The sequence below is a fragment of the Brevibacterium sp. K72 genome (assembly GCF_050562175.1).
GTDB classification, from domain to species: domain Bacteria; phylum Actinomycetota; class Actinomycetes; order Actinomycetales; family Brevibacteriaceae; genus Brevibacterium; species Brevibacterium casei.
Window position 1 is genome coordinate 1,801,102 of record NZ_CP191582.1, and the last position, 19,734, is coordinate 1,820,835.

Genomic DNA, 19,734 nt, shown 5'->3' on the forward strand with positions numbered 1-19,734 from the left:
ATTCGGATCGGAGCTGTTTAGCTCAACAATCGATGGGCGGCATCAATTCCGGGGTGGCGCACGTCGATGTCCGACATGTGGCGCGCTGTGGGGTCATCTGCATGGAATGAGTCAACCGCACCGGGATATGTGGCGTCAATTCGTGCCTTAATATTGAGACATGCTGCTGCCGCGCACCTTCGATCACGTCGTCATCGCTGTCCCCGATCTCGCTCGATCTGTTGAGCAATGTGAGTCTGTCCTGGGGGTTCGTCCAGTTGAGGGTGGGTCTCATCCCGGCGCCGGGACCGCCAACGCCCTCCTCGGCCTCGAGGTGGCGGGATCTCCGCTCATCCGCGGCTATCTCGAGATCCTCGGCCCCGACCCCGAGCAGGATCCGGCCCTGGCCGAGACCAGGCTCGCCGGGGTCACCGAACCCATCGTCCAGCGGTGGGCGGTCCACCCGGATGACTTCGACGGCCTCGTCGCGGCTGCTGCGGTCTCGAACGATCCGCCCGTCGACCTCGGCGGGGTCTATGACATGAGCCGGCGGACCCCAGAAGGTGAGGTCCTCGACTGGCGGCTGACGCGGCGGACTCCGCTCGCGCTCGGGGGAGTCCAGCCCTTCCTTATCGATTGGAAGGGCTCACCGCACCCGGCCGAGCAGGACCTGCCGCGGGTCACGCTCGACCAGTTCTGGGCGACGAGCCCCGACCCCGGAGCCGTCCGCGCCGTCCTCGCGACCCTCGATGCGAGGATCGAGGTCGAGGAGGGTGAGGTCGACGCTCTCTATGTGCGGCTCGAGGGGCCGGGTGGACAATGGATCCTGTGATCCCTGCTCATCTTGACCACCTCGTCGTCACCGTTCCCGACCTCGCTGCCGGGGTCGACGACTTCGCGCGGGCGACCGGAGTGAGGCCGGTGCCCGGGGTTCGGGACGGCGAATTTCCTCGTCGGACTCGCCCCGGCCGGATTGCAGGCGGGAGCGCGCACGTACCTCGAGATCCTCGGCCCCGATCCTGGGCAGGAGCGCCCTGCCGACGGGACCCTGCCGCTCGATGCGCATCTGGCGACAGCCCCGACCCTGCAGACATGGGCGATCCACCCGCCGGAGTTCCCGGACAGGGTTGCGGCGGCGAACTCCGCGGGCGTCGACATCGGCGAGGTGAGGGACATGTCGCGTGAGACCGCGGACGGCGAGCTGCTCGAGTGGCGACTGACCTCCCGGGCGCCCCTGCCGGCGGAGGGGACGCAGCCGTTCCTCATCGACTGGGGAGAGTCGGCGCACCCCGCCGAGGCGGGACTGCCGACCGTCGAGCTGCTGTCCCTGCAGATCGTGTCGCCCGATGTGGGAGCCACACGGCAGGCGCTCGAGGTGCTCGGGGCCGGTGACGCCGAGGTGATCCCCGGTGATGAGTACCGCGTGCGGGCGGTGCTGCGCGGGCCGGGCGGTCGGCTCGAGTTCTGAGGGCAACTCCCCGTTAGACTCGCCCTGTGACCCATCCCCGTTCGCGCGCCGTCCGCGCCGCCTCGGCGCTCGCCGTCCTCACGCTCCTCGCCGGTATCGGCGCGTGCGCGCCGGCTGCTGAGCCGACAGAGACGCGGCGGACGCCGCAGGTGGTCGAGACGATCGCCGCCCCCTCGGTGACCGAGCCGGCCGAGCCGACCACGGGTCCGACCACCGGGTCGACGCAGGAGGCGGTGAGCGAGGACGACATCGAGATGGAGGGCAGCGGAGAGTGGAAGCGGCCCGCCGAGGAGGTCGGTCCCAATCGCGACGGCGGCCGGACCTTCCAGGTCGCGCTGCGGGTCGAGGACAACCTGCCGATCGACGTCGACGAGGCGGCCGGCTTCATCATCGACACGCTCCAGGACGAGCGGGGCTGGCAGGACATCGACGATGTCTCGATCGAGCTCGTCGACAAGGGACAGGATGCGATGATCAGCATCGCGAGCCCGAACACCGTCGACGAGATGTGCCTGCCGCTGCGCACCCTCGGCAAGCTCTCGTGCCGCAACGGGCCCAATGTCATCCTCAATGCGAAGCGCTGGGTGAGTGCGACCGAGGAGTTCGACGATCTCACTCAGTACCGGCAGTACCTCATCAACCACGAGGTCGGCCACGCCCTCGGCCACGGACACGCATCGTGCCCGGGCACGGGAAAGACCGCCCCGCTCATGCAGCAGCAGACGAAGGGACTCCAAGGCTGCAAGCCCAATGGCTGGCCGTCTGAAGGTTAGGGGCACAGAGGGTTAAGGGGCACAGGCTCCCCTCAGCCCTCAGCCCTCAGCGCCCGAATCTGCGTCCCTGAACCTCCGGGTCGCGACATCCTGCTGGGCCAGCCGGCGCAGGGCGAGCAGCACGGGTTCGAGGAGCAGAGTGCCGAGCACGGCCTGACGGACGGCCCCGTCGATCTCATCGGTGGGCACGGTCGCCACCTCCGCCTCGGCGAGGTCATGGATCGTACGACCGTATCGAGCGAGCCCGCCGTCGAGGACCTCGACGCCGCCGGCCTCGACGGCGCGCAGCGCGCTCGCAAGCTGGCGGACCTCGACGCTCTCCGGATCCACCGACCATCCGAGTTCGGCGATGAGCGCAAGGGCAGGGCCGTCGTCGGGGGCATCGGCGGGCTCCTGCGCGGTCGCCTCCTGTGCGGCGCCGAGGACGCCGATGAACGTGTCCGGCGGATCGTCGATGACTCCGAGCACGCGCTTCGCCTTCTCGATCGAGAGCCGTGCCGGGCCGAGAAGCGCGCGGATGAGCTCGAGGCGGTTGACGTGCGCCTCGGTGTAGACCGCCTGCGTCGCCGAGGTCCGCTCGCCGGCGGGCAGCAGACCTTCACGCAGGTAGTACTTGATCGTCGCCACCGGCACGTCGCTGCGGCGCGAGAGCTCGGAGATGCGCATGCGGACCTCGTTTCGTTCATCGGAGACGAATGTCGACCGACCCTTGACATTGGAGAGTCAAGGTATCCAATATTGGAGAGTGCAGATATCCATTATGGCAGGGGCGAGCGATGGCGACGACAGCGAACACACCAGAGGCGACTGATCCACCGACCGGCGCAGGCGCGCCGACGAGTTCGCGGCGAGCGGTCCCCGGGCCGGAGAAGCTCACCCACGACTACGACGGCGAGCTCGTCGTCTTCATCATCGGCATGCGGATCCGCCGATGGTGGCGCTTCGACCAGTGGATACCGGTCTTCGCGGCCATGCCGCGGATGCTCGCCGAGCTCTCCGCGGACCCGGACTCGGGAATGCGCGGCTACCGGCTCGTGTTCGATCTCCGTGGACCCTGGCTCGTCCAGTACTGGGATTCGCTCGAGAAGATCTACAGCTACGCCGCCGCCCCCGAATCCGAGCACCGTCCGGCCTGGACGGCGTTCAACAAGCGGGCCCGCTCGGCGCCGAACGCCGTCGGCGTCTGGCACGAGACGTTCCCCGTCGCCGGAGCCGAGTCGATGTACGTCGGCACGCCGCCGTTGGGACTCGCGAAGGCCGTCGGCACCCGTCCGGTCGGTCCGCGCAGCGTCCGCGCCCGTGACCGGCAGGCGCGTCGCGACCGGTGAGGGACCCGCGCCGCAGCGGCCGCGGAGACCTCGCTCACGCTCGGATTCGGGCGGGGAATAACCCCGAAGTGATTCTCGTTGATTGGGTCAAAGGACTTAACTGAGTCACCCTGACTCAACTTTCAAGAGGAGGTCACTTTGGCTAACTTCTTCGGACCTTCCAGCGGCGGCGAGGGCTCGTTCGACGAGTTCCTCGCCCGCTACCTGCAGGGTCAGAACACCCCACGTCAGGGCCGTTCCGTCGACATCAACCGGCTGCTGTCCAAGCGCACCCGGGAGGTCGTCGACGGTGCCGCCGCCCTGTCCCGCGGTCGCGGCCAGGAAGAGGTCGACGCGCTGCACCTGCTGCGCGTCATGGTCGAATCCGAGCACGGCTCGGCGTCGCTGCGTCAGATGGGCGCCGACCCCGAGGCGATCGTGACCGCGATCGACGAACGACTGCCCGAGGCAGCCGAATCACGCACCGGCGACGGTGCGCCCACGCTCACGGGCGCTGCTCAGAAGGCGCTGCTCGACGCCTACCAGGTGGCCCGGGCGTTCGGATCGACCTACATCGACCCCGAGCACGTGTTCTTCGCCTTCGTCCTCAATCAGGAGATGCCCGCCGGGCGGATCCTCGCACAGGCCGGGGTCACCCAGGCCACGCTGCAGGCCGGTGCTCAGGCCGCCGAGGCGAAGCAGAATGCGAACGCCTCCGGTGAGACCAATGGGGAGGAGTCGATGCTCGAGAAGTTCGGCACCGACCTCACCGCGCTCGCCGCTGAGGGTCGGCTCGACCCGGTCATCGGCCGCGGCGACGAGATCGAGGAGACCATCGAGATCCTCGCTCGCCGAACGAAGAACAACCCCGTTCTCATCGGCGAAGCCGGTGTCGGCAAGACCGCGATCGCCGAAGGCCTCGCCCAGGCGATCGAGTCCGGCGAGATTCCCGCGCAGCTGCAGGGCAAGCGCGTCATCGCCCTCGACATGCCCGGCATGCTCGCCGGTACCCGCTACCGCGGTGACTTCGAGGAACGACTGACCAACACGCTCGACGAGATCGCCGCCGACGGCGACACGATCGTCTTCGTCGACGAGCTCCACACGCTCGTCGGCGCCGGCGGCAACGGCGAATCGAACTCGATGGACGCCGGCAACATCCTCAAGCCGCGGCTCGCCCGCGGAGATCTCCACCTCCTCGGCGCGACGACGCTGCGGGAGTTCCGGACCATCGAGAAGGACTCGGCACTCGCCCGCCGGTTCCAGCCGGTCATGGTCGGGGAGCCGAGCATCGAGGACGCCGTGACGATCCTCGACGGCCTCTCCGGTCGCTACGCCGACCACCACGGCGTCACCTACGACGCCGAGGCGATCCGGGCAGCGGTCGAACTCTCGCACCGCTACATCACCGACCGGTACCTGCCGGACAAGGCGATCGACCTCATCGATCAGGCCGGAGCGCGGCTCTCGCTCAAGCGCGGACCCGTCGTCGACACCTCGGCGCTGCGGGCACGCCTCGGCGAGCTCGAAGCGGAGAAGAACTCCGCGATAGCCGCCGAGCACTACGAGCGGGCCGGGGAGATCCGTGACGAGATCTCCGCCCTGACGGATCAGCTCGAAGCCGTCCTCGGCTCAGCGGCCGCCTCGGCGAAAGAGGGCGGCGACCGCGTCGTCGATGCCGAGCAGATCGCTGCCGTCGTGTCCCGGGCGACCGGGATCCCCGCGTCGTCCATGACGCAGGAGACGAAGATCCGCCTCGCCGGGCTCGAGGACATGCTCCACGAGCGCGTCGTCGGTCAGGACGACGCCGTGACCGCGGTGTCGAAGGCCATCCGCCGGTCGCAGACCGGCATGGGCGACCCGCAGCGGCCGATCGGCAGCTTCCTCTTCCTCGGCCCGACGGGCGTGGGCAAGACGGAGCTGGCGAAGGCCCTCGCTGCGACCCTGTTCGATGACGAGGCGGCGATGATCCGCTTCGACATGAGCGAGTTCGGGGAACGGCACACCGTGTCGCGTCTCGTCGGTGCTCCTCCCGGCTACGTCGGCTACGACGAGGCCGGACAGCTCACCGAGCAGGTGCGCAGGCGCCCGTATTCGGTCATCCTCCTCGACGAGGTCGAGAAGGCGCACCCGGATGCGTTCAACCTGCTCCTCCAGGTCCTCGACGACGGTCGGCTCACCGACGGTCAGGGTCGGACGGTCGACTTCCGCAACACCGTCATCATCATGACCTCGAACCTCGGGTCCGAGTTCATCGGCCAGAGCACCCCGCTGGGCTTCACCTCGGCGGATGCGACGGTCACGGACAAGGACCTGCGGGCGAAGGTCAAGGGCCGGCTCAAGGAGGTCATGCGTCCCGAGTTCCTCAACCGGATCGACGAGACCGTGATGTTCTCCCGGCTCGACCGCACGCAGCTGCGGGAGATCGTCCGCCTCCAGCTCGAACTCGCGATCGAGCGGCTCTCCCGTCAGGGGATCGCCCTCGAGATCACCGAGGAGGCCGTGGACTTCCTCGCCGAGGCGGGCTACGAGCCCGAGTTCGGCGCCCGTCCGCTGCGCCGGGTGATCCAGCGCGAGCTCGACGACCGGATCGCCGACATCCTCGTGACCGAGGCCGTCGCCGAGGGCGGCACCGTCGAGGTCTCCGTCTCCGACGGTGAGCTCGTCGTCGCCCCGCGAGAGGAGCGCGCGCCGCTCGCTGCGTGAGGAGCGCGCGCCGCTCGCTGCGTGAGGTCGGTTGCGTGAGGCTGGCCGCGTGCGGTCAGGCGTGTGAGATTGGCTGCTCGAGGCCAGGCGTGTGAGGTCGGCCGCGTGAGGTAGGCCATGCGAGCGCCTGACCAGCGACGTTCCTCGAGCATCGTGTGTGACTGCACGGCCAGTGCCCGGGTGGGAAGCGTATTCCCACCCGGGCACTGTGCTGTCTGGGCGCCGAGAGCTGTCTGGGCACCGAGTGCTGTCTCGGCGGAGCGCACTCTGGGAGCGATCGCGGCGAGTACGTCACCGACGCGGTGAACCGACACGAACGCGGTGAACCGACACGACGCAGATTACCGACGCGGTGGTCCGACATATACGCGGTCTGCTAACCGCGTATATGTCGGACCACCGCGTCGGTGTTGTGCGCCCGCACCCCGCCGAGCCCGCACCCCGCCGACTCAGGCGAGCGGAACCGTGATCTCCTTCATCCAGGCCTTGCGCTTGAAGTCACGCGCGCGGACCGTCACGGAGTCGTCCGAGACCTCGACCTGGAGTCCTTGGTTGAACCCGCCGGGCACGCTCTTCTCGCCGCCGGTTCCGTTGTCGGTGTAGCCGGTCTCGATCGCGCCGGTGTTGAAGACATTGAAGCCGGAGAGGTTGCCCGAGGAGGGGACGACGCGTCGCGTGTACCAGTCGGAGAGCTCGAGGTCCCAGTGCGTGTGTCCGGAGAAGAGGAAGACGTTCTTGTACGGCCCGAGCAGGTCGAGGAGGCGATCGGACTGCAGGTAGTTCGAGAGGTAGAGCTTGTTCCTCGTCCCGGAGACCGTGTTCGGCAGCGGGTGGTGGGTGATGATCATGATCGGCTTGTTCCGCCGGTTCCAGTAGTCGAGGCGATCCTCGAGCCACGAGAACTGCTTGTCGCTCATCCAGACCTCGTCCCAGAGCTTCTCGTCGTGGTACCGCATGTAGCGTTCGGTGCCGATCGCGAGCACAGGGATGCCGCCGAAGCTGAACTCCTCGTAGATCGAGTTGCGGCCGGCGAAGTTGTAGAACGACTTGAACAGCGAGTCCTCGACGACGTCGTTGGGCCACGTGTCCTGGGACAGCGTGTTCGGGTCCTTGTACTTGGGAACGTAGAACTCGTGGTTGCCGATCGCCCACGCCACCGTGCCGGGGGACGTGTGCTTGTCCATGCGCTTGCGCACGTTCGCGTACTCGAAGTCGTATCCGCGAGGGGTGATGTCGCCGGCGATCGCGAGGCCGGAGCTGCCCGGGTTGATCTTGGCCATGTCGTCGAGTGCGACGCCGAAGTCCCCGAGGTCGCCCTGGATGTCGGAGATGACGTTGAAGGTCGTCACCTGGCCCTTGTCGCGGCCCCGGCCGCGGCCCCTTCCCTTGTCGTTGCCTCCCGGTTTCGCCGAGGCGGGTGCTGCCAAGCCGAGCGATGCGCCGAGGGCGCCGACGCCGGCGGTGGTGATGAGTGTGCGTCTGTTGACCATGGCGTCACGATAGGGGCGCCACACAGAGGCGAAGTGTCCGCTCGGTTGACCGGACCTGAACCGGGGAGTTCAATTCGAGTTCATGTCCGTCACCTCAGGACCAACTACAGTTCACGTGGCGCGCCGGTGTGATCGACCCCGAGGGCGCGGTTGATGACCAATCGTTCGCCGAGCGTCCACGCCGTCGTCGTCAGGAGGTAGAGGGTCGCTGCGAGCGGCACGAAGGCGGCGATGACCGCGGTGATGAACGGCATGAAGCTGAGCATCCTCGTCATCTGCGTGAGATCGGGCATCGTTCCCTGACCGGGTCCTGAGCCCGCCGAGGCGGCCCTCCCTGAGGCTGTCGCCGCCGTCTCGGGGATGGGTGGGGTGAGCAGGTGCCGGGAGAGGCCGGCGATGACGGCGATGAGGATGATGAGGACCGCGAACAGCGTTCCCGAGACCCACGTCAGCGACCCCGAGCCGATGAGCCCGACGAGGCTCGAGCTCAGCGGGATCCCGAAGAGCGTGTGGCCGAGCAGCTCGTTGGCCTGTCCGCCGATCGTCGCCTGGACGAAGAGGCCGTAGACGGCCATGAGGACGGGCGTCTGTGCGAGCACCGGCAGGCACCCGGCGAACGGGGAGGCGTTCTCCTCCCGGTAGAGCGCCATGAGCTTCTCCTGGAGCACCTGCTGGTTGTTCCGGTGCTTGGTCTGGAGCTCGGCGATCTTCGGGGCCAGACGCCGGCGGGTGATGCCGGCCCTGACCTGGGAGAGCCCGACGGGGATGAGGAGGCAGCGGACGGCGATCGTGAGCACGATGATCGCCAGTGCGGCACCGTTTGCGCCGGCGAGCGGTGCGAGCAGGTCGCTCAGGGTGGTGACGAGCCAATAGGCACCGCCGAGGAGGAGGCGGATGGGCAGGAAGTCGTAGATGTTCATGGTGAGGTCCTTCGCGAGGTGGTGGGGTGGAGGAGTTCACCTGAACGACGGGGCAGTGACCTCGAGAGAGGCGAGCCCCGACCCGGCTGCGGTCGTGGACCGGAGATCCTCGAGTGAGTTCTGCAGGGCGGGACCTGTGCGTCCGCGGAGCCGGCCTAGGCAGCGAGGCGTTGCCGGAGGCAGAGACGCGGTCGGCCAGCAGTCGGTCAGCGACGGAGCGACATGTCCGCACGGGCCGAGCCGAGAGAGCCAGTCAGCCCGTTCGCCGGTCTCGCCGTGGCTGATCGCACACGAGCGAGCGGCTCCGATGCGAAGTCAGCGACTGGCGGCGCGATCAGCGGCCGGCAGAGTGCGTGCGTGAGCAGAGGTCGGGGGTTGTCGTTCAGGCGTGGGCGCGAAGGACGGACGAGGGCGCTCTGGCCAGGGCGGTGCCGGGAGTGCCCGGGGCCTCCGGGAGGAGGACGTCACGGACGAGGCCGGGTTCGCGGCGTCGCCACGGACCGTGCGGGGCCAGGGAGAGGACCCGGACGAGGGCGCTGCTCACCCAGGCTCCGGCGGGGGAGAGGAGAGCGGCGCCGAGGAGGACGAGGACGAGAAGATGCGCCGGGGACTGCGGAAGGACCGCGTCGAGGTCGGCGCTGAGCACGACGACGATGAGCTGGATCGCCATCCACAGACTCAGCATCGCACCCGCCTCTCATTCATCGTTGGGCTTCGATGCTATCACCGTGACCTGACGGAACCGCGCAGCTCAGACTCCGTCATCGTCGCCTCACGGCAGCGCCGTCCCCTCACGACAGCGCCGTCTGCTCACAGCAGTTCCCCGCCGCTCACGGCAGAATCCTGCCCTGCCCGTTGCATGTCGGTGCCACGGTGGGCACATGTCCACACACACTGCTCCGCCGGCCTGGACCGATGACGAGAGCCCCACCGCGACCACCGTCCCCGAATCCCACCGGATGCTCTACGCGTACCGCTCCGTCGTCTTCAACGGCGAACTCCGCGACGACAACGGCATGGAGATCGTCTCCCGCCTCACCCTGCTCTCCGCCGAGGACCCCGACGCCGACATCTTCCTCTGGATCAACTCCCCGGGCGGTTCGGTGCCGATGATGCACGCGATCACCGACGTCATCGCGACCCTGCCCAACGATGTCGTCACGGTCGCGTTCGGGTGGGCCGCCTCGGCGGGGCAGTTCGTCCTCACCCTCGGCACCCCCGGGAAGCGGCTCGCCCTGCCCCACGCCCGCATCCTCCTCCACCAGGGATCCTCGGGGATCGGGGGTGCGGCCGCCGACATCGAGCTCCAGGGCAGCGACCTCCGTGCGGTCCGCGACTCCGTCCTCACGCGGATCGCCGAGGCGACGGGCCAGGACTACGACCGGATCTTCGCCGATTCCCTCCGCGATCGGTGGTTCTCCGCCGAGGCGGCCCTGAGGTACGGTCTCATCGACCGCATCGTCGACTCCCCGTCCGATCTCTTCGCCCCGATGGGGACCGGCCGACCGTTCGGGCTGAGCAAGGTGGGGGTCCGGTCATGAGCCAGTACACGATTCCCCACGTCATCGACCGCTCGGGTGGGAGCGAGAGGATCGTCGACGTCTACTCGCACCTGCTCGGCAATCGGATCATCTACCTCGGCGTCCCGATCGACGACGGGGTCGCGAACACGGTCATCGCCCAGCTCCTCCACCTCGACTCCTCGAGCCACGAGCTGCCGATCCATATGTACATCAACTCCCCGGGCGGCTCGCTCACCGCAATGACCGCCGTCTACGATGCGATGCGCCACGTCGGATCGCCCGTGGCCACGACGTGCGTGGGGCAGGCCGTCGCCGATGCCGCGGTGCTGCTTGCCGGGGGAGAGCCCGGACAGCGATCGATGCTCGCCCACGCGCGGGTCGTGCTGCGCCAACCCCACGCCGAGGGGGCGCGGGGGACGATCCCCGACCTCATCGTCGCCGCCGACGAGATCGTCAGGCAGCGCCGTGAGGTCGAGGCGGTGCTCGCCGCCGACACCGGGCGCAGCCCTGAGCAGATCCACGCCGACCTCGACCGGGATCTCGTCCTCGACGCCGAGGCGGCGAAGGCGTTCGGCCTCGTCGATCAGATCGTCTGACGACGGCGCTCGCCCGGACCGCTCAACGACGGGCGTGCGCGACGCTCAGGCGGCGAGGGCGAGCATCGCCTGGCCGGTCGGGCGGAAGTCCGCCGTCCGCGCGGGGCCGCGGAGGTGTGGGCCCGGCGCCGACGCGAGGGCGCCCAGGCTCGCGAGCTGCAGGGATCCCTGTTCGGCGTCGGCGGCGGCGAGGACGAGGACCTGGGGCAGGGCGAGACCGAGGACGTCGGCGATCGCCTCGATGACCTCCGACGACGGGTCCTTGAGTCCGCGTTCGATCTCCGAGAGGTATTGGGTCGAGACTCCGGAGAGGCGGGACACCTCGGCGAGGGTGAGGCCGAGTTCGGTCCGACGCACACGGACGACGCGGCCCAGGGCCTGACGCCACAGCCGCGGCGGGGGCGGGGATGCTCTCATGCTGTGAGCCTAGAGCCGGCGGGCACGGGGAGCGAGCCTTTCCGCTGTGAGCAGAGGCGAGATTTCAAAACTTCTGAAAAGTTAAGTTAGGCTGTCCTTGTCAAAGTTCCGGCCGAGTTCCGGCCACCCCGACGAAAGGGCAGGGATGTCGCTCAACTTCGTGCGTCGCACCATCGCCGCAGGCACGATCATCGCGCTCGCACTCACCGCGAGCGCCTGCAGCCCGGATACGCCGACCGAGGAGTCCTCAGGCTCCGGCGACTTCACCCCGGTGACGATCGAGCACGCCCTCGGCAAGGCGGTCATCGAGTCTGAGCCCGAACGCGTCGTCACCCTTGGACAGGGGTCGACGGAGACGGCGATCGCCCTGGGCAAGACCCCCGTCGGGATGGAGGAGTACGCATGGGGCAGCGACGACACGGGCTACATGCCGTGGATCTACGAGGCGGTCCAGGAACGTGGCGACGAGCTGCCCCAGCAGTTCCAGGGCGATACCGAACTCGACGTCGAGAAGATCGCCGAACTCGCTCCCGACGTCATCCTCGCGCCGTGGTCGGGCATCACCCCCGAGCAGTACAAACAGCTCGATCAGATCGCTCCGACCGTCGCCTACCCTGAGCAGCCGTGGACGATCAAGTGGGACGAGCAGATCACGACGATCGGCAAGGCGCTCGGTCAGGAGGACGAGTCGAAGAAGCTCGTCGATGACGTGAAGAAGCAGCTCGACGACGCCAAGCGCGAGGAGTACAAGGACCTCACCTTCTCCTTCATCTACAACTCCGGACCCGGTACGCTCGGCGTCTTCTACCCGCAGGAGCAGCGCGTCGCGATGGTCTCCGCGCTCGGCCTCACGCCCGACCCGGTCATCGAGGATCTGCGCAAGGAGTACGACGCCCCGGGCACTGACTCCGCGCTCATCGGCCTCGAGAACGCCGACAAGCTGAACGACTCCGACCTCATCTTCACCTTCTACTCCGACGAGAAGAACCGGAAGGAGATCGAGTCGCAGGGCGTCTACGCGAACATTCCGGCGATCAAGGCCGGCGCCGTCGTCGCACCCGAGGACCAGCCGTTCGTCACCGGGTCCTCGATCATCAATCCGCTCACTGTGCCCTGGGCGCTCGAGCGTTACGTCCCGATGATCGACGAGGCCGTGAAGAAGCTCGACAGGTAGGGCTGAGCTCACTCCCGGTCGCGGCGCAGGCGCTCCCTGTGGCGTGACCACGCGGCGGCGAGGTCGACGTCGTCGATGAGCCACGACATGTAGTCGTGCATGTTCGTCACCCGGGCATGGGCATCCGTGCCCGGGTCGACGTGCGTGAGCGCTGCCGCGGCGAGTTCGCGCTGAGCCCGGAGGTAGGCGTACTCGCGTTCGAGGAAGCCCGCCCACACGTCGGCGTCCATGACGAATCCGTCCGCCCGCGAACCCGGCCGTCGGACCCGGCGGACGAAGCCTGCGTCGATGAGGCGCCTCGTCGCCGTCGACACCGTGCCCGTGCTGATGCCGAGCGTGTCTGAGAGTTCGGCGGCGCTCACCCCGCCGGAGGAGTCGAGGAGCAGGTAGCCGGCGATGCGACCTTCGAGCGCCGAGGCCCCCGACATCGCCCACAGTGTGCCGAAGCGGACGGCGAACTCGACGCGGAAGTCCCCGTCGTCGTGCGGTCGCGTCGTCATCAGCTCAGCGCGCTCATCTTCTTCCAGTCCTCCCAGTCGTAGACCCAGTCCGAGATGTCGCTGTCCTCGGTCGAGAGGTCGACTGAGGAGTCCTTGACGATGACGGGGTCGCCGTAGATCGCGGAGTCGTAGTACTCCTTCGCGCGCTTCGTCGTGAGGTTGATGCAGCCGTGGGAGACGTTCTGCGAGCCCTGCACACCCGCCGACCACGGTGCCGCATGGACGAACTCGCCGTTGTTGTGGATGCGCACGGCCCACTTCACCGGGGTCGTGTACCCCCACCGCGCCGAGGTCATCGTGTAGTCCGAGTGCTTCGACATGACGACGTGGACGCCGTTGTACGACGGTGCCTTCGCCGATCCGAGCGAGGTCGGGAAGTCCATGACCTCTTTGCCGTCGCGGGTGACGACCATGCGGTGGGTCTTCGCGCTCGCCTCGGTGATCTGCTCCCGCCCGATCTCGAAGTCGAGGGTGAGGTCGTTCTCACCGACCCGCCCCTTCGCTGTGGGCACGTTCTTCAGCGGCGCGTCGACGGAGACCTTCGAATGCGCCGGCCAGTACTCCTTGGGGCGGAAGTGCAGGCGCGACTGCGGATCGTCGGGCAGCCACGCCCACGAGCCCTCGACCTCGCGCTTCTTCCCGTCCATGTCCGTGACGTCGACGCTGAGGCGGTGCTCGACGTCGTCCCGGTACTGCTTCGCCACGGTCGACCCGAAGCTGAGGATGATCGGCGCGGCCACGCCCACCGTCTGGTCGTCGGAGAGGACCGTGCGCACCGCCATCGGATCGCCCACGGAGTCATCGACTGTCGCCGAGGCGGTGAAGTCGTGGTCCTTCCCGTCCGGGGTCGTCGCGGTGGCCGTGACCTCGTAGGTGCTCGAGGCAACGAGGTCGAACTCCGAGACCCACGACGCAGACCCGTCGGGAGCGGGGACCCTCGCGTCGTCGGCGGGATCCTCGGCCTCGATGACGGTGCCCGCGTCGTCGAAGAACGTTCCGGGATCGGCGCTGATGCGCGGGTGGTCGGCGTCGGTGATCGTCACGTCCTTGAGGGTGGCGCCCTCGACGCTCAGACTGATCCGCTTGCCCGCCTTGACGTCGACGGACGATCCCGACGCGACGGTCTCACCGGTCGGTGCCTGGCTGGGGTCTGCGGTCGCGCTGGGACTCCCGGGTGCCTCGGCGGCGGTCTTCTCAGCCTTCCCGGTGTCGTCGACGGCACCGACGCGGAAGGTCGGGGCGGGGGAGGCCTCGGTGGTGGCGGAGTCCTTCCGGGTGGCATCGGGATCGGAATTCGTCGGAGTGCAGGCGGCCAGCAGCGCCAGTGCTGAGACAGCGGCGACTGCTCCGGTGGATTTCAGACGTGACAAATCGGGGACCTCGTTCGCAGGACGGGAGCGGGGAGCACGCACAATGCTAGGAAAGCCACATCTCGAAACTATGACGGATGTTGTCTCGCGCTCATGGATGCGGCCGGCGGATCGGCTCTGACCTGGGGAATCAGTCGGAGAGGGAGTTGCCGAATCGTGATCTGGGCAAAGAGGACTCCCCGTGCACCCGCCAGAGCTCGCTTACCCTTGCTGCCTTCCGGCCCTGGGGGAGTTCACAAGATGACGCCGCACGGGGAGCCACCGACCAGTCTAGGCGAGAGCGACGCCGGGGGACAAAATGAGCGGGTGCGAGGTCGCTCACGGCGGCGCGGTGAGCCGGCGCTCACCCCTGCGCGGTGAGCCGGCGCTCACCCCTGCGCATCGACGACTGCGGCATCTGCCCCGCCGAGCCGCCGGGCCTTCCCACGCAGCACCTCACGCTCCCGCTCATTCGTCGCCAGCTCCGCGGCCCGTGTGAACTCCGCAACCGCCTCGGCGTCCCGGCCGAGCCTCGCGAGAAGCTCGCCGCGGACGCTGGGGACGAGGTGGAAGCGGGCGAGATCATCGGCGATCCCGCTGTCGTCAAGGAGGCGCAGGCCCGCGGCCGGACCGTCGGCCTCGGCGATCGCGATGATCCGGTTGAGCCTCGTCACCGGCGAGGGCGCGAGCGCCTCGAGGTCGGCGTAGAGAGCGGCGATGCGCACCCAGTCGGTGTCGGCGAAGCGGCGGGCCGAGGAGTGGACGCCGGCGATCTGAGCTTGCACCGTGTAGGATCCGCGCCGCTCGCGCAGTCCCAGCGCCGTTGTCAGGGAGGCCTCGCCGAGGCGGATGAGCGACCGGTCCCACCGGGACCGGTCCTGATCGGCCAGGAGCACCGGCTCGCGTGCCGGCCCGAGCCTGGCGGGGAAGCGGGCCGCGGTGAACGCCATGAGGGCGACGAGTCCGTGGACCTCGGGTTCGCAGGGGAGGAGGCCCGCGGTGATGCGGGTCAACCGCAGCGCGTCCATCGAGAGCTCCGGTCGCATCCAGTCCCGGCTCGCGGTCGCGACATGCCCTTCGGAGAAGAGGAGGTAGAGGACGGAGAGGACGGCGGAGAGTCGGGCCGGCCACTCGTCGGCGGGTGGGAGTGCGAAGGGGACATCGGCCGCGGCGAGCGCTTTCTTCGCCCGGACGATGCGCTGCTGGATCGTAGAGACCGGGACGAGGAAGGCGCGGGCGATCTCCTCGCTGGTCAGGCCCCCGACGACGCGGAGAGTGAGCGCGAGCTGAGCCTCCCGGCGCAGGACGGGATGACAGGAGATGAAGACGAGCCGGAGGACGTCGTCGTCGATGGCATCGGGGTCCCAGGGCAGTGCGTCCGAACCCGAGACCTGCTCATCCTCGAGGCTGCGCCCGAGTGCTGCGATGCGCTCATCGAAGCGCTCACGCCGCCGCCACGCGTCGATCGCACGTCGCTTCGCCACGGTCATCAGCCATCCGGCGGGATTCGCCGGCACCCCGGACTCCGGCCACGCTGCCAGGGCCTCGGACAGCGCCTCCTGCGCAAGGTCCTCGGCGAACCCGAAATCGCCGACGTGGCGGGTGAGGGAGGCGACGATCTTCGCCCCCTCGATCCGCCACGTCGCCGCGATCACCCGGGCCACCGCCTCGGCGGGGTCCGGGGAATCAGGACCGCCTGAGGTCACGATGTCCCGCCGACCTTCCCCTCGGCGATCCATTCCTGCTCCTTCTGGATCCATTCGTTGTCCTGCGGGAAGTCCTCGGGACCGGTCACCCGACGGATCTCGATCTGGGATCCGACCCCGAGCGGAGCGCGCTTGGCCCATTCGATCGCCTCCTCCTGCGAGGGCACCTCGAGGATCCAGAAGCCGTTGAACAGCTCCCGCAGCTCGCCGTAGGGGCCGTCGGTGACGGCGGGATCGTCCTCGCCGAAGTCGACGACCGCGCCCTCGGAGGCGTCGGTGAGTCCGGCCCCATCGGCGAGGACTCCGGCGTTGACCATCTGCTCGTTGTAGGCGCCCATGGCGGCGATGATCTCGTTGAAGTCGGCCTTTTCGAACGCGTCCACGGCGGCCTGGTCGACGGTGCGCATGATGAGCATGTACTTCATGATGACTCCTGTGTCAGGGGTGTCGGAGGATCCCGGGCGGGACCCTCTCATGCACTGCGTCGAACAAGCGTATGCCGGATCGACACCTTCCCGGATCTTTTTCGCCGAGGCGGTCGGCGGCTGCTCCGTCCGTGTGGACCGGGGGTCCGCCGAGGTGGTCGGGTTCTCCCCGCCGACGACGAGGGGATCTCCCTGCTGTGACGGTGGGGAAAGCCGCCCACCTGCGGATCGAGACCACAGTGTTATGGCCTCGTGACGCGAACGCGACCGAATCGTGCTGGCCCCCTGCATAGGGTGGAGTGTCCGCTCCCCGAACCCCCAAGGAATCATGCAGATCTTCCGCCGTGTCATCCTGCCCAGTGCGTTTCTTCTCGTCCTCGTCGTCATCGCGGCGATGCTCGCGTGGATCGCGTTCAAGCCGGCGCCGGAGGACGGGTTCGATGCCGCCTCGGCGAGCGGTCAGCCGGTCGGTTCCTCGGTCGTCGCCGAACGCGGGTCGATCGCCAACACCCTCGAGCTCAAGGGTGCGATCGCCGTCGACAGCCCGACCGCGGTCAAGGCGGGACGGGAGGGCACCGTCAACCACTTCTTCGTCGAACCCGGCGCCGAGGTGCTCGAAGGTGCAGAGCTCTTCCAGGTGAGAAGCGAGGGCGAACCGTCAGCACCGTCCGAGGACGGTGGAACCGGGGACGGTGGAACCGGCGACGGAGCTGCGGCGCCCGCGGCCCCGCCGAAGCCGAAGTACCACACGGTCGTCGCTCCCGCCGACGGCACGGTCGGCGACTTCGCCGTCGACAAGGGCGACACGGTCACCGCCGAGACCGAGGTGACGCAGCTGCTCAAGGACTCCTTCACCGCGCAGGCGTCGATTCCTGCAGTCGACCTCTACCGCGTGCCGAAGCTGCCGGAGACCGCGTCGATCACGATCACCGACGGACCCGAGCCCTTCGACTGCACGGCGCTGCGCCTCGACCAGGGGGCCGCGGTCAAGCCGGCGCCGAAGGCCGACGGCAGCGGCGGCGAGTCCGACCCGGCGGCCGAGGACCCGGGCACCGACACCTCGGCGACGGCCGGTGACGGACCCAAGCTCATCTGCGCGATCCCGGAGAAGCAGACCGTCTTCAACGGTCTCGATCTCACGATGACCGTCGAGGCGGGGGAGGCCTCCGACGTCATCGTCGTCCCCGTCACCGCGGTGCGCGGACTCACCGACACAGGCACCGTGTGGGTCATCGGCGACGACGGACAGCCCACGGAGCGGGCGATCGAGATCGGCCTCAACGACGGGGCGATGGTCGAGGTGAAGTCCGGGCTCGAGGAGGGGGAGGAGATCTCCGAGTTCGTCCCCGGCACCGAACCCCAGGACGAGGGCGACATGTCGGGTGACATGTCCGGCGAGGAGTTCGACTTCTGATGGCTGAGGTGCCACTGCTGGCCCTGCGCCACGTTGCGAGAACCGTGCCCATCGGCGAGGGGAGACTCCTGACGATCCTTGCCGACATCAACTTCACCGCGAGCTCCGGAGAGCACATCGGCATCGTCGGCCGCTCCGGCACCGGAAAGTCGACCCTGCTCAACATCCTCGGCCTCCTCGATGCCCCGACCGGCGGGGAGATGGAGTTCGAAGGGGTGCCCGTCCACTCGATTCCCCGCAACCGGGCGGCGAAGATCCGCGGACGCGACGTCGGCTTCGTCTTCCAGCAATTCAACCTCCTGCCCGGCCGATCGGCGGTCGAGAACGTCGAAGCACCGCTCATGTACGGCACCGGCAGGGAGTTCCGGAACCGGCGGCGGATCGCCTCGGAGATGCTCGATCGCCTCGGCCTCGGCGACCGCCTCGACTCGAAGCCCAACCGCCTCTCCGGCGGCGAACAGCAGCGGGTCGCGATCGCCCGAGCACTCGTGCGTTCACCGAAGATCGTCCTCGCCGACGAACCCACCGGCGCTCTCGACGTCGAGACCGGTCAGCACGTCATGGCCCTGCTCGACGGGATCACCCGGGAGTCGGGAGCCGCTCTCGTGACGATCACCCACGACCTCAGCATCGCGAACATGGCCACCAGGCGGTACTCGCTCCACCGCGGGGCGCTTCATCCGATCACCGCGGGGGCGACCGCGGAGTCGCTGGTGGGAGGTTCACGATGATCTCAGCATTCGCCGCCTCGATCGTCGAGGCGTGGCAGGAGCTGCGCGTCCACAAGGTCCGGGTCCTCATGTCCCTCATCGGCGTCGGTGTCGCCGTCTGCGGCCTCACCCTCGTCGTCGGCTTCGGCGACATGATGCAGAAGGGCCTCGCCGACGACTTCGAGAAGCAGAGCGGTCGGGAGGCGACGTACACGTACACGCTCACCTCATCGGGTCGGGCCACGCCGGCGGAGACCGAGCGGATCGCCACGGCGCTCGCCGAGACCCAGAAGCGCTTCGGCATCGACTACGTCTCGGCGAGGGGGTACGCGGAGACGCGCGTGCAGAGCCCCTCGGGTGCGGTCACCGCCTCGGCGAACATCGTCGATCCCGACTTCGCCGTGATGCACCGCGTCACCGTCGAGACCGGCCGCTGGTTCATCGCCGGCGACGCGGAGAACCTCTCCCCGCCCATCGTCGCCGACACGACGTTCCTCGAGCAATACGGGATCGATCCCGAGGCGCTGCCGGCGACCGTCGAGCTGCCCGGTCATCAGACGGGTACGGCCACGGTCATCGGCTCGGTGCGCGGCTACCCCGACGCCGAGGCGGGCGAGATCTACGTCCTCAACGGCCAGGAGCAGAAGTTCGGCCCCGACGTCACCGCCCCCACCGACTACGAGATGTGGCTGCCGCCCGACGTCGCGAAGCAGCTGAGCAAGCAGGTCGAGACCGATCTCAAACGACAGCTGCCGGGAGTCGGCGTCGAGACGATGCGCTCGGATATGGCCTCCGACATCGGGGATGCCCTGGGACCGGTGAAGAACGTCCTCCTCTTCATCAGCGTCCTCATCCTCTTCATGGGCATGCTCGGCCTCGTCAACATCTCCATGGTGACGATCCAGCAGAGGATCAGGGAGATCGGCATCCGCCGCTCCTTCGGTGCGACGAGCAGGCGGATCTTCTTCTCCGTGATGATGGAGAGCGTCGTCGCGACGACGCTGGCCGGCGGCATCGGGGTGCTCATCGCGGTCCTCGTCCTCAAGGCCCCGATCGTCGGGGAGACCGTGTTCCAGGGCATGACCGCCCCGCAGGTCCCGTTCACCGCAGTCATCGTCGGCATGATCGTCTCGATCGGCATCGGCGCGCTCGCCGGACTCGTTCCCGCGCTCGTGGCGATGCGGGTGCGCATCATCGACGCGATCAGGGCATAGGCACCTGACCCTCGCCGAGGCGGGACCCGGGTGGGCGCGGTGCCGCCGGGTCCCGCCTCGGCG

The 19,734-nt window shown here is 68.5% G+C and carries 19 protein-coding genes, 1 other RNA gene and 1 pseudogene; 11 read left to right on the forward strand and 10 right to left on the reverse strand.

All coding sequences use genetic code 11. The annotated features are described in order from the left end of the window. Positions 1-160 precede the first annotated feature (160 nt). The 3 genes and pseudogenes from ACQ1RG_RS07880 to ACQ1RG_RS07890 all read left to right on the forward strand — a co-directional run bounded on the left by ACQ1RG_RS07880 (position 161) and on the right by ACQ1RG_RS07890 (position 2,220). Positions 161-811 (forward strand): VOC family protein, encoded by a 651-nt coding sequence (locus ACQ1RG_RS07880; RefSeq protein WP_009378047.1) that lies wholly within the window; start codon positions 161-163, stop codon positions 809-811. Then, positions 799-1,447: pseudogene (locus ACQ1RG_RS07885) on the forward strand (VOC family protein). The gene ACQ1RG_RS07880 and the pseudogene ACQ1RG_RS07885 overlap by 13 nt, the downstream one beginning before the upstream one ends. Positions 1,448-1,473: 26 nt before the next feature. Then, a complete protein-coding gene (locus ACQ1RG_RS07890; RefSeq protein ID WP_430600837.1) occupies positions 1,474-2,220 on the forward strand; it encodes a DUF3152 domain-containing protein in 747 nt (248 codons plus the stop codon). Between the two features lie 39 nt (positions 2,221-2,259). Here ACQ1RG_RS07890 and ACQ1RG_RS07895 read toward each other — a convergent pair whose 3' ends face one another. Then, a complete protein-coding gene (locus tag ACQ1RG_RS07895; RefSeq protein WP_009378050.1) occupies positions 2,260-2,886 on the reverse strand; it encodes a MerR family transcriptional regulator in 627 nt (208 codons plus the stop codon). A gap of 110 nt (positions 2,887-2,996) precedes the next feature. On the opposite strand from ACQ1RG_RS07895, the gene ACQ1RG_RS07900 reads away from it, so the two are divergent. Both ACQ1RG_RS07900 and ACQ1RG_RS07905 read left to right on the forward strand, forming a co-directional pair. Further along, entirely contained in the window at positions 2,997-3,548 is a 552-nt protein-coding gene (locus ACQ1RG_RS07900; protein ID WP_009378051.1) for a DUF4188 domain-containing protein, read from the forward strand. A 138-nt stretch (positions 3,549-3,686) separates the two neighbouring features. Further along, positions 3,687-6,233, forward strand: coding sequence for an ATP-dependent Clp protease ATP-binding subunit (locus tag ACQ1RG_RS07905; protein ID WP_009378052.1), 2,547 nt, complete (start codon positions 3,687-3,689; stop codon positions 6,231-6,233). 449 nt (positions 6,234-6,682) lie between these two features. Here the strand turns inward: ACQ1RG_RS07905 and ACQ1RG_RS07910 are convergent, their stop codons facing one another. The 3 genes from ACQ1RG_RS07910 to ACQ1RG_RS07920 form a co-directional block, all read right to left on the reverse strand. Continuing rightward, positions 6,683-7,723 carry a metallophosphoesterase family protein gene (locus ACQ1RG_RS07910; RefSeq protein WP_063249886.1) on the reverse strand — a complete coding sequence of 347 codons (1,041 nt, stop codon included), beginning with the start codon at positions 7,721-7,723 and terminating at the stop codon, positions 6,683-6,685. Between the two features lie 104 nt (positions 7,724-7,827). Next, positions 7,828-8,643 (reverse strand): YidC/Oxa1 family membrane protein insertase, encoded by an 816-nt coding sequence (locus ACQ1RG_RS07915; protein ID WP_009378056.1) that lies wholly within the window; start codon positions 8,641-8,643, stop codon positions 7,828-7,830. A 382-nt stretch (positions 8,644-9,025) separates the two neighbouring features. Beyond that, a complete protein-coding gene (locus tag ACQ1RG_RS07920; RefSeq protein WP_063249883.1) occupies positions 9,026-9,328 on the reverse strand; it encodes a hypothetical protein in 303 nt (100 codons plus the stop codon). Positions 9,329-9,524: 196 nt separating this feature from the next. Between ACQ1RG_RS07920 and ACQ1RG_RS07925 the strand changes: the two genes are divergently transcribed. Together ACQ1RG_RS07925 and ACQ1RG_RS07930 are read left to right on the forward strand one after the other, a co-directional pair. After that, on the forward strand, positions 9,525-10,184 hold the full coding sequence (locus ACQ1RG_RS07925; protein ID WP_063249881.1) for a ClpP family protease: 660 nt from the start codon (positions 9,525-9,527) through the stop codon (positions 10,182-10,184). Then, positions 10,181-10,762: a ClpP family protease gene (locus ACQ1RG_RS07930; protein ID WP_063249878.1), complete on the forward strand. Its 582-nt coding sequence runs from the start codon at positions 10,181-10,183 to the stop codon at positions 10,760-10,762. The genes ACQ1RG_RS07925 and ACQ1RG_RS07930 overlap by 4 nt, the downstream gene beginning before the upstream one ends. Positions 10,763-10,807: 45 nt before the next feature. On the opposite strand, the gene ACQ1RG_RS07935 is transcribed toward ACQ1RG_RS07930, so the two are convergent. Beyond that, positions 10,808-11,179, reverse strand: coding sequence for a helix-turn-helix domain-containing protein (locus ACQ1RG_RS07935; protein WP_082834912.1), 372 nt, complete (start codon positions 11,177-11,179; stop codon positions 10,808-10,810). 145 nt (positions 11,180-11,324) lie between these two features. Here ACQ1RG_RS07935 and ACQ1RG_RS07940 point away from each other — a divergent pair, with 145 nt between their 5' ends. Next, positions 11,325-12,353, forward strand: coding sequence for an iron-siderophore ABC transporter substrate-binding protein (locus tag ACQ1RG_RS07940; protein ID WP_063249873.1), 1,029 nt, complete (start codon positions 11,325-11,327; stop codon positions 12,351-12,353). 8 nt (positions 12,354-12,361) lie between these two features. On the opposite strand, the gene ACQ1RG_RS07945 is transcribed toward ACQ1RG_RS07940, so the two are convergent. The 5 genes from ACQ1RG_RS07945 to ACQ1RG_RS07965 form a co-directional block, all read right to left on the reverse strand. Beyond that, the gene (locus tag ACQ1RG_RS07945) at positions 12,362-12,853 is read right to left on the reverse strand and encodes a GbsR/MarR family transcriptional regulator (RefSeq protein WP_063249870.1); all 492 of its coding nucleotides are present in this window, start codon (positions 12,851-12,853) and stop codon (positions 12,362-12,364) included. Further along, positions 12,853-14,223: an Ig-like domain-containing protein gene (locus tag ACQ1RG_RS07950; RefSeq protein WP_430600840.1), complete on the reverse strand. Its 1,371-nt coding sequence runs from the start codon at positions 14,221-14,223 to the stop codon at positions 12,853-12,855. Before ACQ1RG_RS07950 ends, ACQ1RG_RS07945 begins: the two co-directional genes overlap by 1 nt. 167 nt (positions 14,224-14,390) lie before the next feature. Continuing rightward, an RNA gene (gene ffs, locus ACQ1RG_RS07955) (signal recognition particle sRNA small type) lies at positions 14,391-14,486 on the reverse strand. A gap of 105 nt (positions 14,487-14,591) precedes the next feature. Next, positions 14,592-15,941 carry an RNA polymerase sigma factor gene (locus ACQ1RG_RS07960; RefSeq protein ID WP_430600841.1) on the reverse strand — a complete coding sequence of 450 codons (1,350 nt, stop codon included), beginning with the start codon at positions 15,939-15,941 and terminating at the stop codon, positions 14,592-14,594. Then, positions 15,905-16,333, reverse strand: a complete 429-nt coding sequence (locus ACQ1RG_RS07965) for a YciI family protein (RefSeq protein WP_009378078.1) — start codon at positions 16,331-16,333, stop codon at positions 15,905-15,907. Before ACQ1RG_RS07965 ends, ACQ1RG_RS07960 begins: the two co-directional genes overlap by 37 nt. A 328-nt stretch (positions 16,334-16,661) precedes the next feature. On the opposite strand from ACQ1RG_RS07965, the gene ACQ1RG_RS07970 reads away from it, so the two are divergent. Genes ACQ1RG_RS07970 through ACQ1RG_RS07980 form a run of 3 tightly spaced genes read left to right on the forward strand, consistent with a single transcriptional unit; the run spans position 16,662 to position 19,671 of the window. After that, entirely contained in the window at positions 16,662-17,747 is a 1,086-nt protein-coding gene (locus ACQ1RG_RS07970) for an efflux RND transporter periplasmic adaptor subunit (RefSeq protein WP_119296517.1), read from the forward strand. Further along, on the forward strand, positions 17,747-18,478 hold the full coding sequence (locus ACQ1RG_RS07975) for an ABC transporter ATP-binding protein (protein ID WP_119296518.1): 732 nt from the start codon (positions 17,747-17,749) through the stop codon (positions 18,476-18,478). The genes ACQ1RG_RS07970 and ACQ1RG_RS07975 overlap by 1 nt, the downstream gene beginning before the upstream one ends. After that, positions 18,475-19,671, forward strand: a complete 1,197-nt coding sequence (locus ACQ1RG_RS07980; protein ID WP_201671501.1) for an ABC transporter permease — start codon at positions 18,475-18,477, stop codon at positions 19,669-19,671. The genes ACQ1RG_RS07975 and ACQ1RG_RS07980 overlap by 4 nt, the downstream gene beginning before the upstream one ends. The last annotated feature ends 63 nt before the right edge of the window (positions 19,672-19,734 follow it).

Coding starts and splice junctions, on each gene's coding strand:
- ACQ1RG_RS07980 (WP_201671501.1), top strand. CDS start 18,475: ATGATCTCAGCATTCGCCGCCTCGATCGTCGAGGCGTGGCAGGAGCTG.
- ACQ1RG_RS07895 (WP_009378050.1), bottom strand. CDS start 2,886: ATGCGCATCTCCGAGCTCTCGCGCCGCAGCGACGTGCCGGTGGCGACG.
- ACQ1RG_RS07960 (WP_430600841.1), bottom strand. CDS start 15,941: ATGGATCGCCGAGGGGAAGGTCGGCGGGACATCGTGACCTCAGGCGGT.
- ACQ1RG_RS07880 (WP_009378047.1), top strand. CDS start 161: ATGCTGCTGCCGCGCACCTTCGATCACGTCGTCATCGCTGTCCCCGAT.
- ACQ1RG_RS07915 (WP_009378056.1), bottom strand. CDS start 8,643: ATGAACATCTACGACTTCCTGCCCATCCGCCTCCTCCTCGGCGGTGCC.
- ACQ1RG_RS07920 (WP_063249883.1), bottom strand. CDS start 9,328: ATGCTGAGTCTGTGGATGGCGATCCAGCTCATCGTCGTCGTGCTCAGC.
- ACQ1RG_RS07945 (WP_063249870.1), bottom strand. CDS start 12,853: ATGACGACGCGACCGCACGACGACGGGGACTTCCGCGTCGAGTTCGCC.
- ACQ1RG_RS07925 (WP_063249881.1), top strand. CDS start 9,525: ATGTCCACACACACTGCTCCGCCGGCCTGGACCGATGACGAGAGCCCC.
- ACQ1RG_RS07900 (WP_009378051.1), top strand. CDS start 2,997: ATGGCGACGACAGCGAACACACCAGAGGCGACTGATCCACCGACCGGC.
- ACQ1RG_RS07910 (WP_063249886.1), bottom strand. CDS start 7,723: ATGGTCAACAGACGCACACTCATCACCACCGCCGGCGTCGGCGCCCTC.
- ACQ1RG_RS07940 (WP_063249873.1), top strand. CDS start 11,325: ATGTCGCTCAACTTCGTGCGTCGCACCATCGCCGCAGGCACGATCATC.
- ACQ1RG_RS07970 (WP_119296517.1), top strand. CDS start 16,662: ATGCAGATCTTCCGCCGTGTCATCCTGCCCAGTGCGTTTCTTCTCGTC.
- ACQ1RG_RS07965 (WP_009378078.1), bottom strand. CDS start 16,333: ATGAAGTACATGCTCATCATGCGCACCGTCGACCAGGCCGCCGTGGAC.
- ACQ1RG_RS07975 (WP_119296518.1), top strand. CDS start 17,747: ATGGCTGAGGTGCCACTGCTGGCCCTGCGCCACGTTGCGAGAACCGTG.
- ACQ1RG_RS07935 (WP_082834912.1), bottom strand. CDS start 11,179: ATGAGAGCATCCCCGCCCCCGCCGCGGCTGTGGCGTCAGGCCCTGGGC.
- ACQ1RG_RS07930 (WP_063249878.1), top strand. CDS start 10,181: ATGAGCCAGTACACGATTCCCCACGTCATCGACCGCTCGGGTGGGAGC.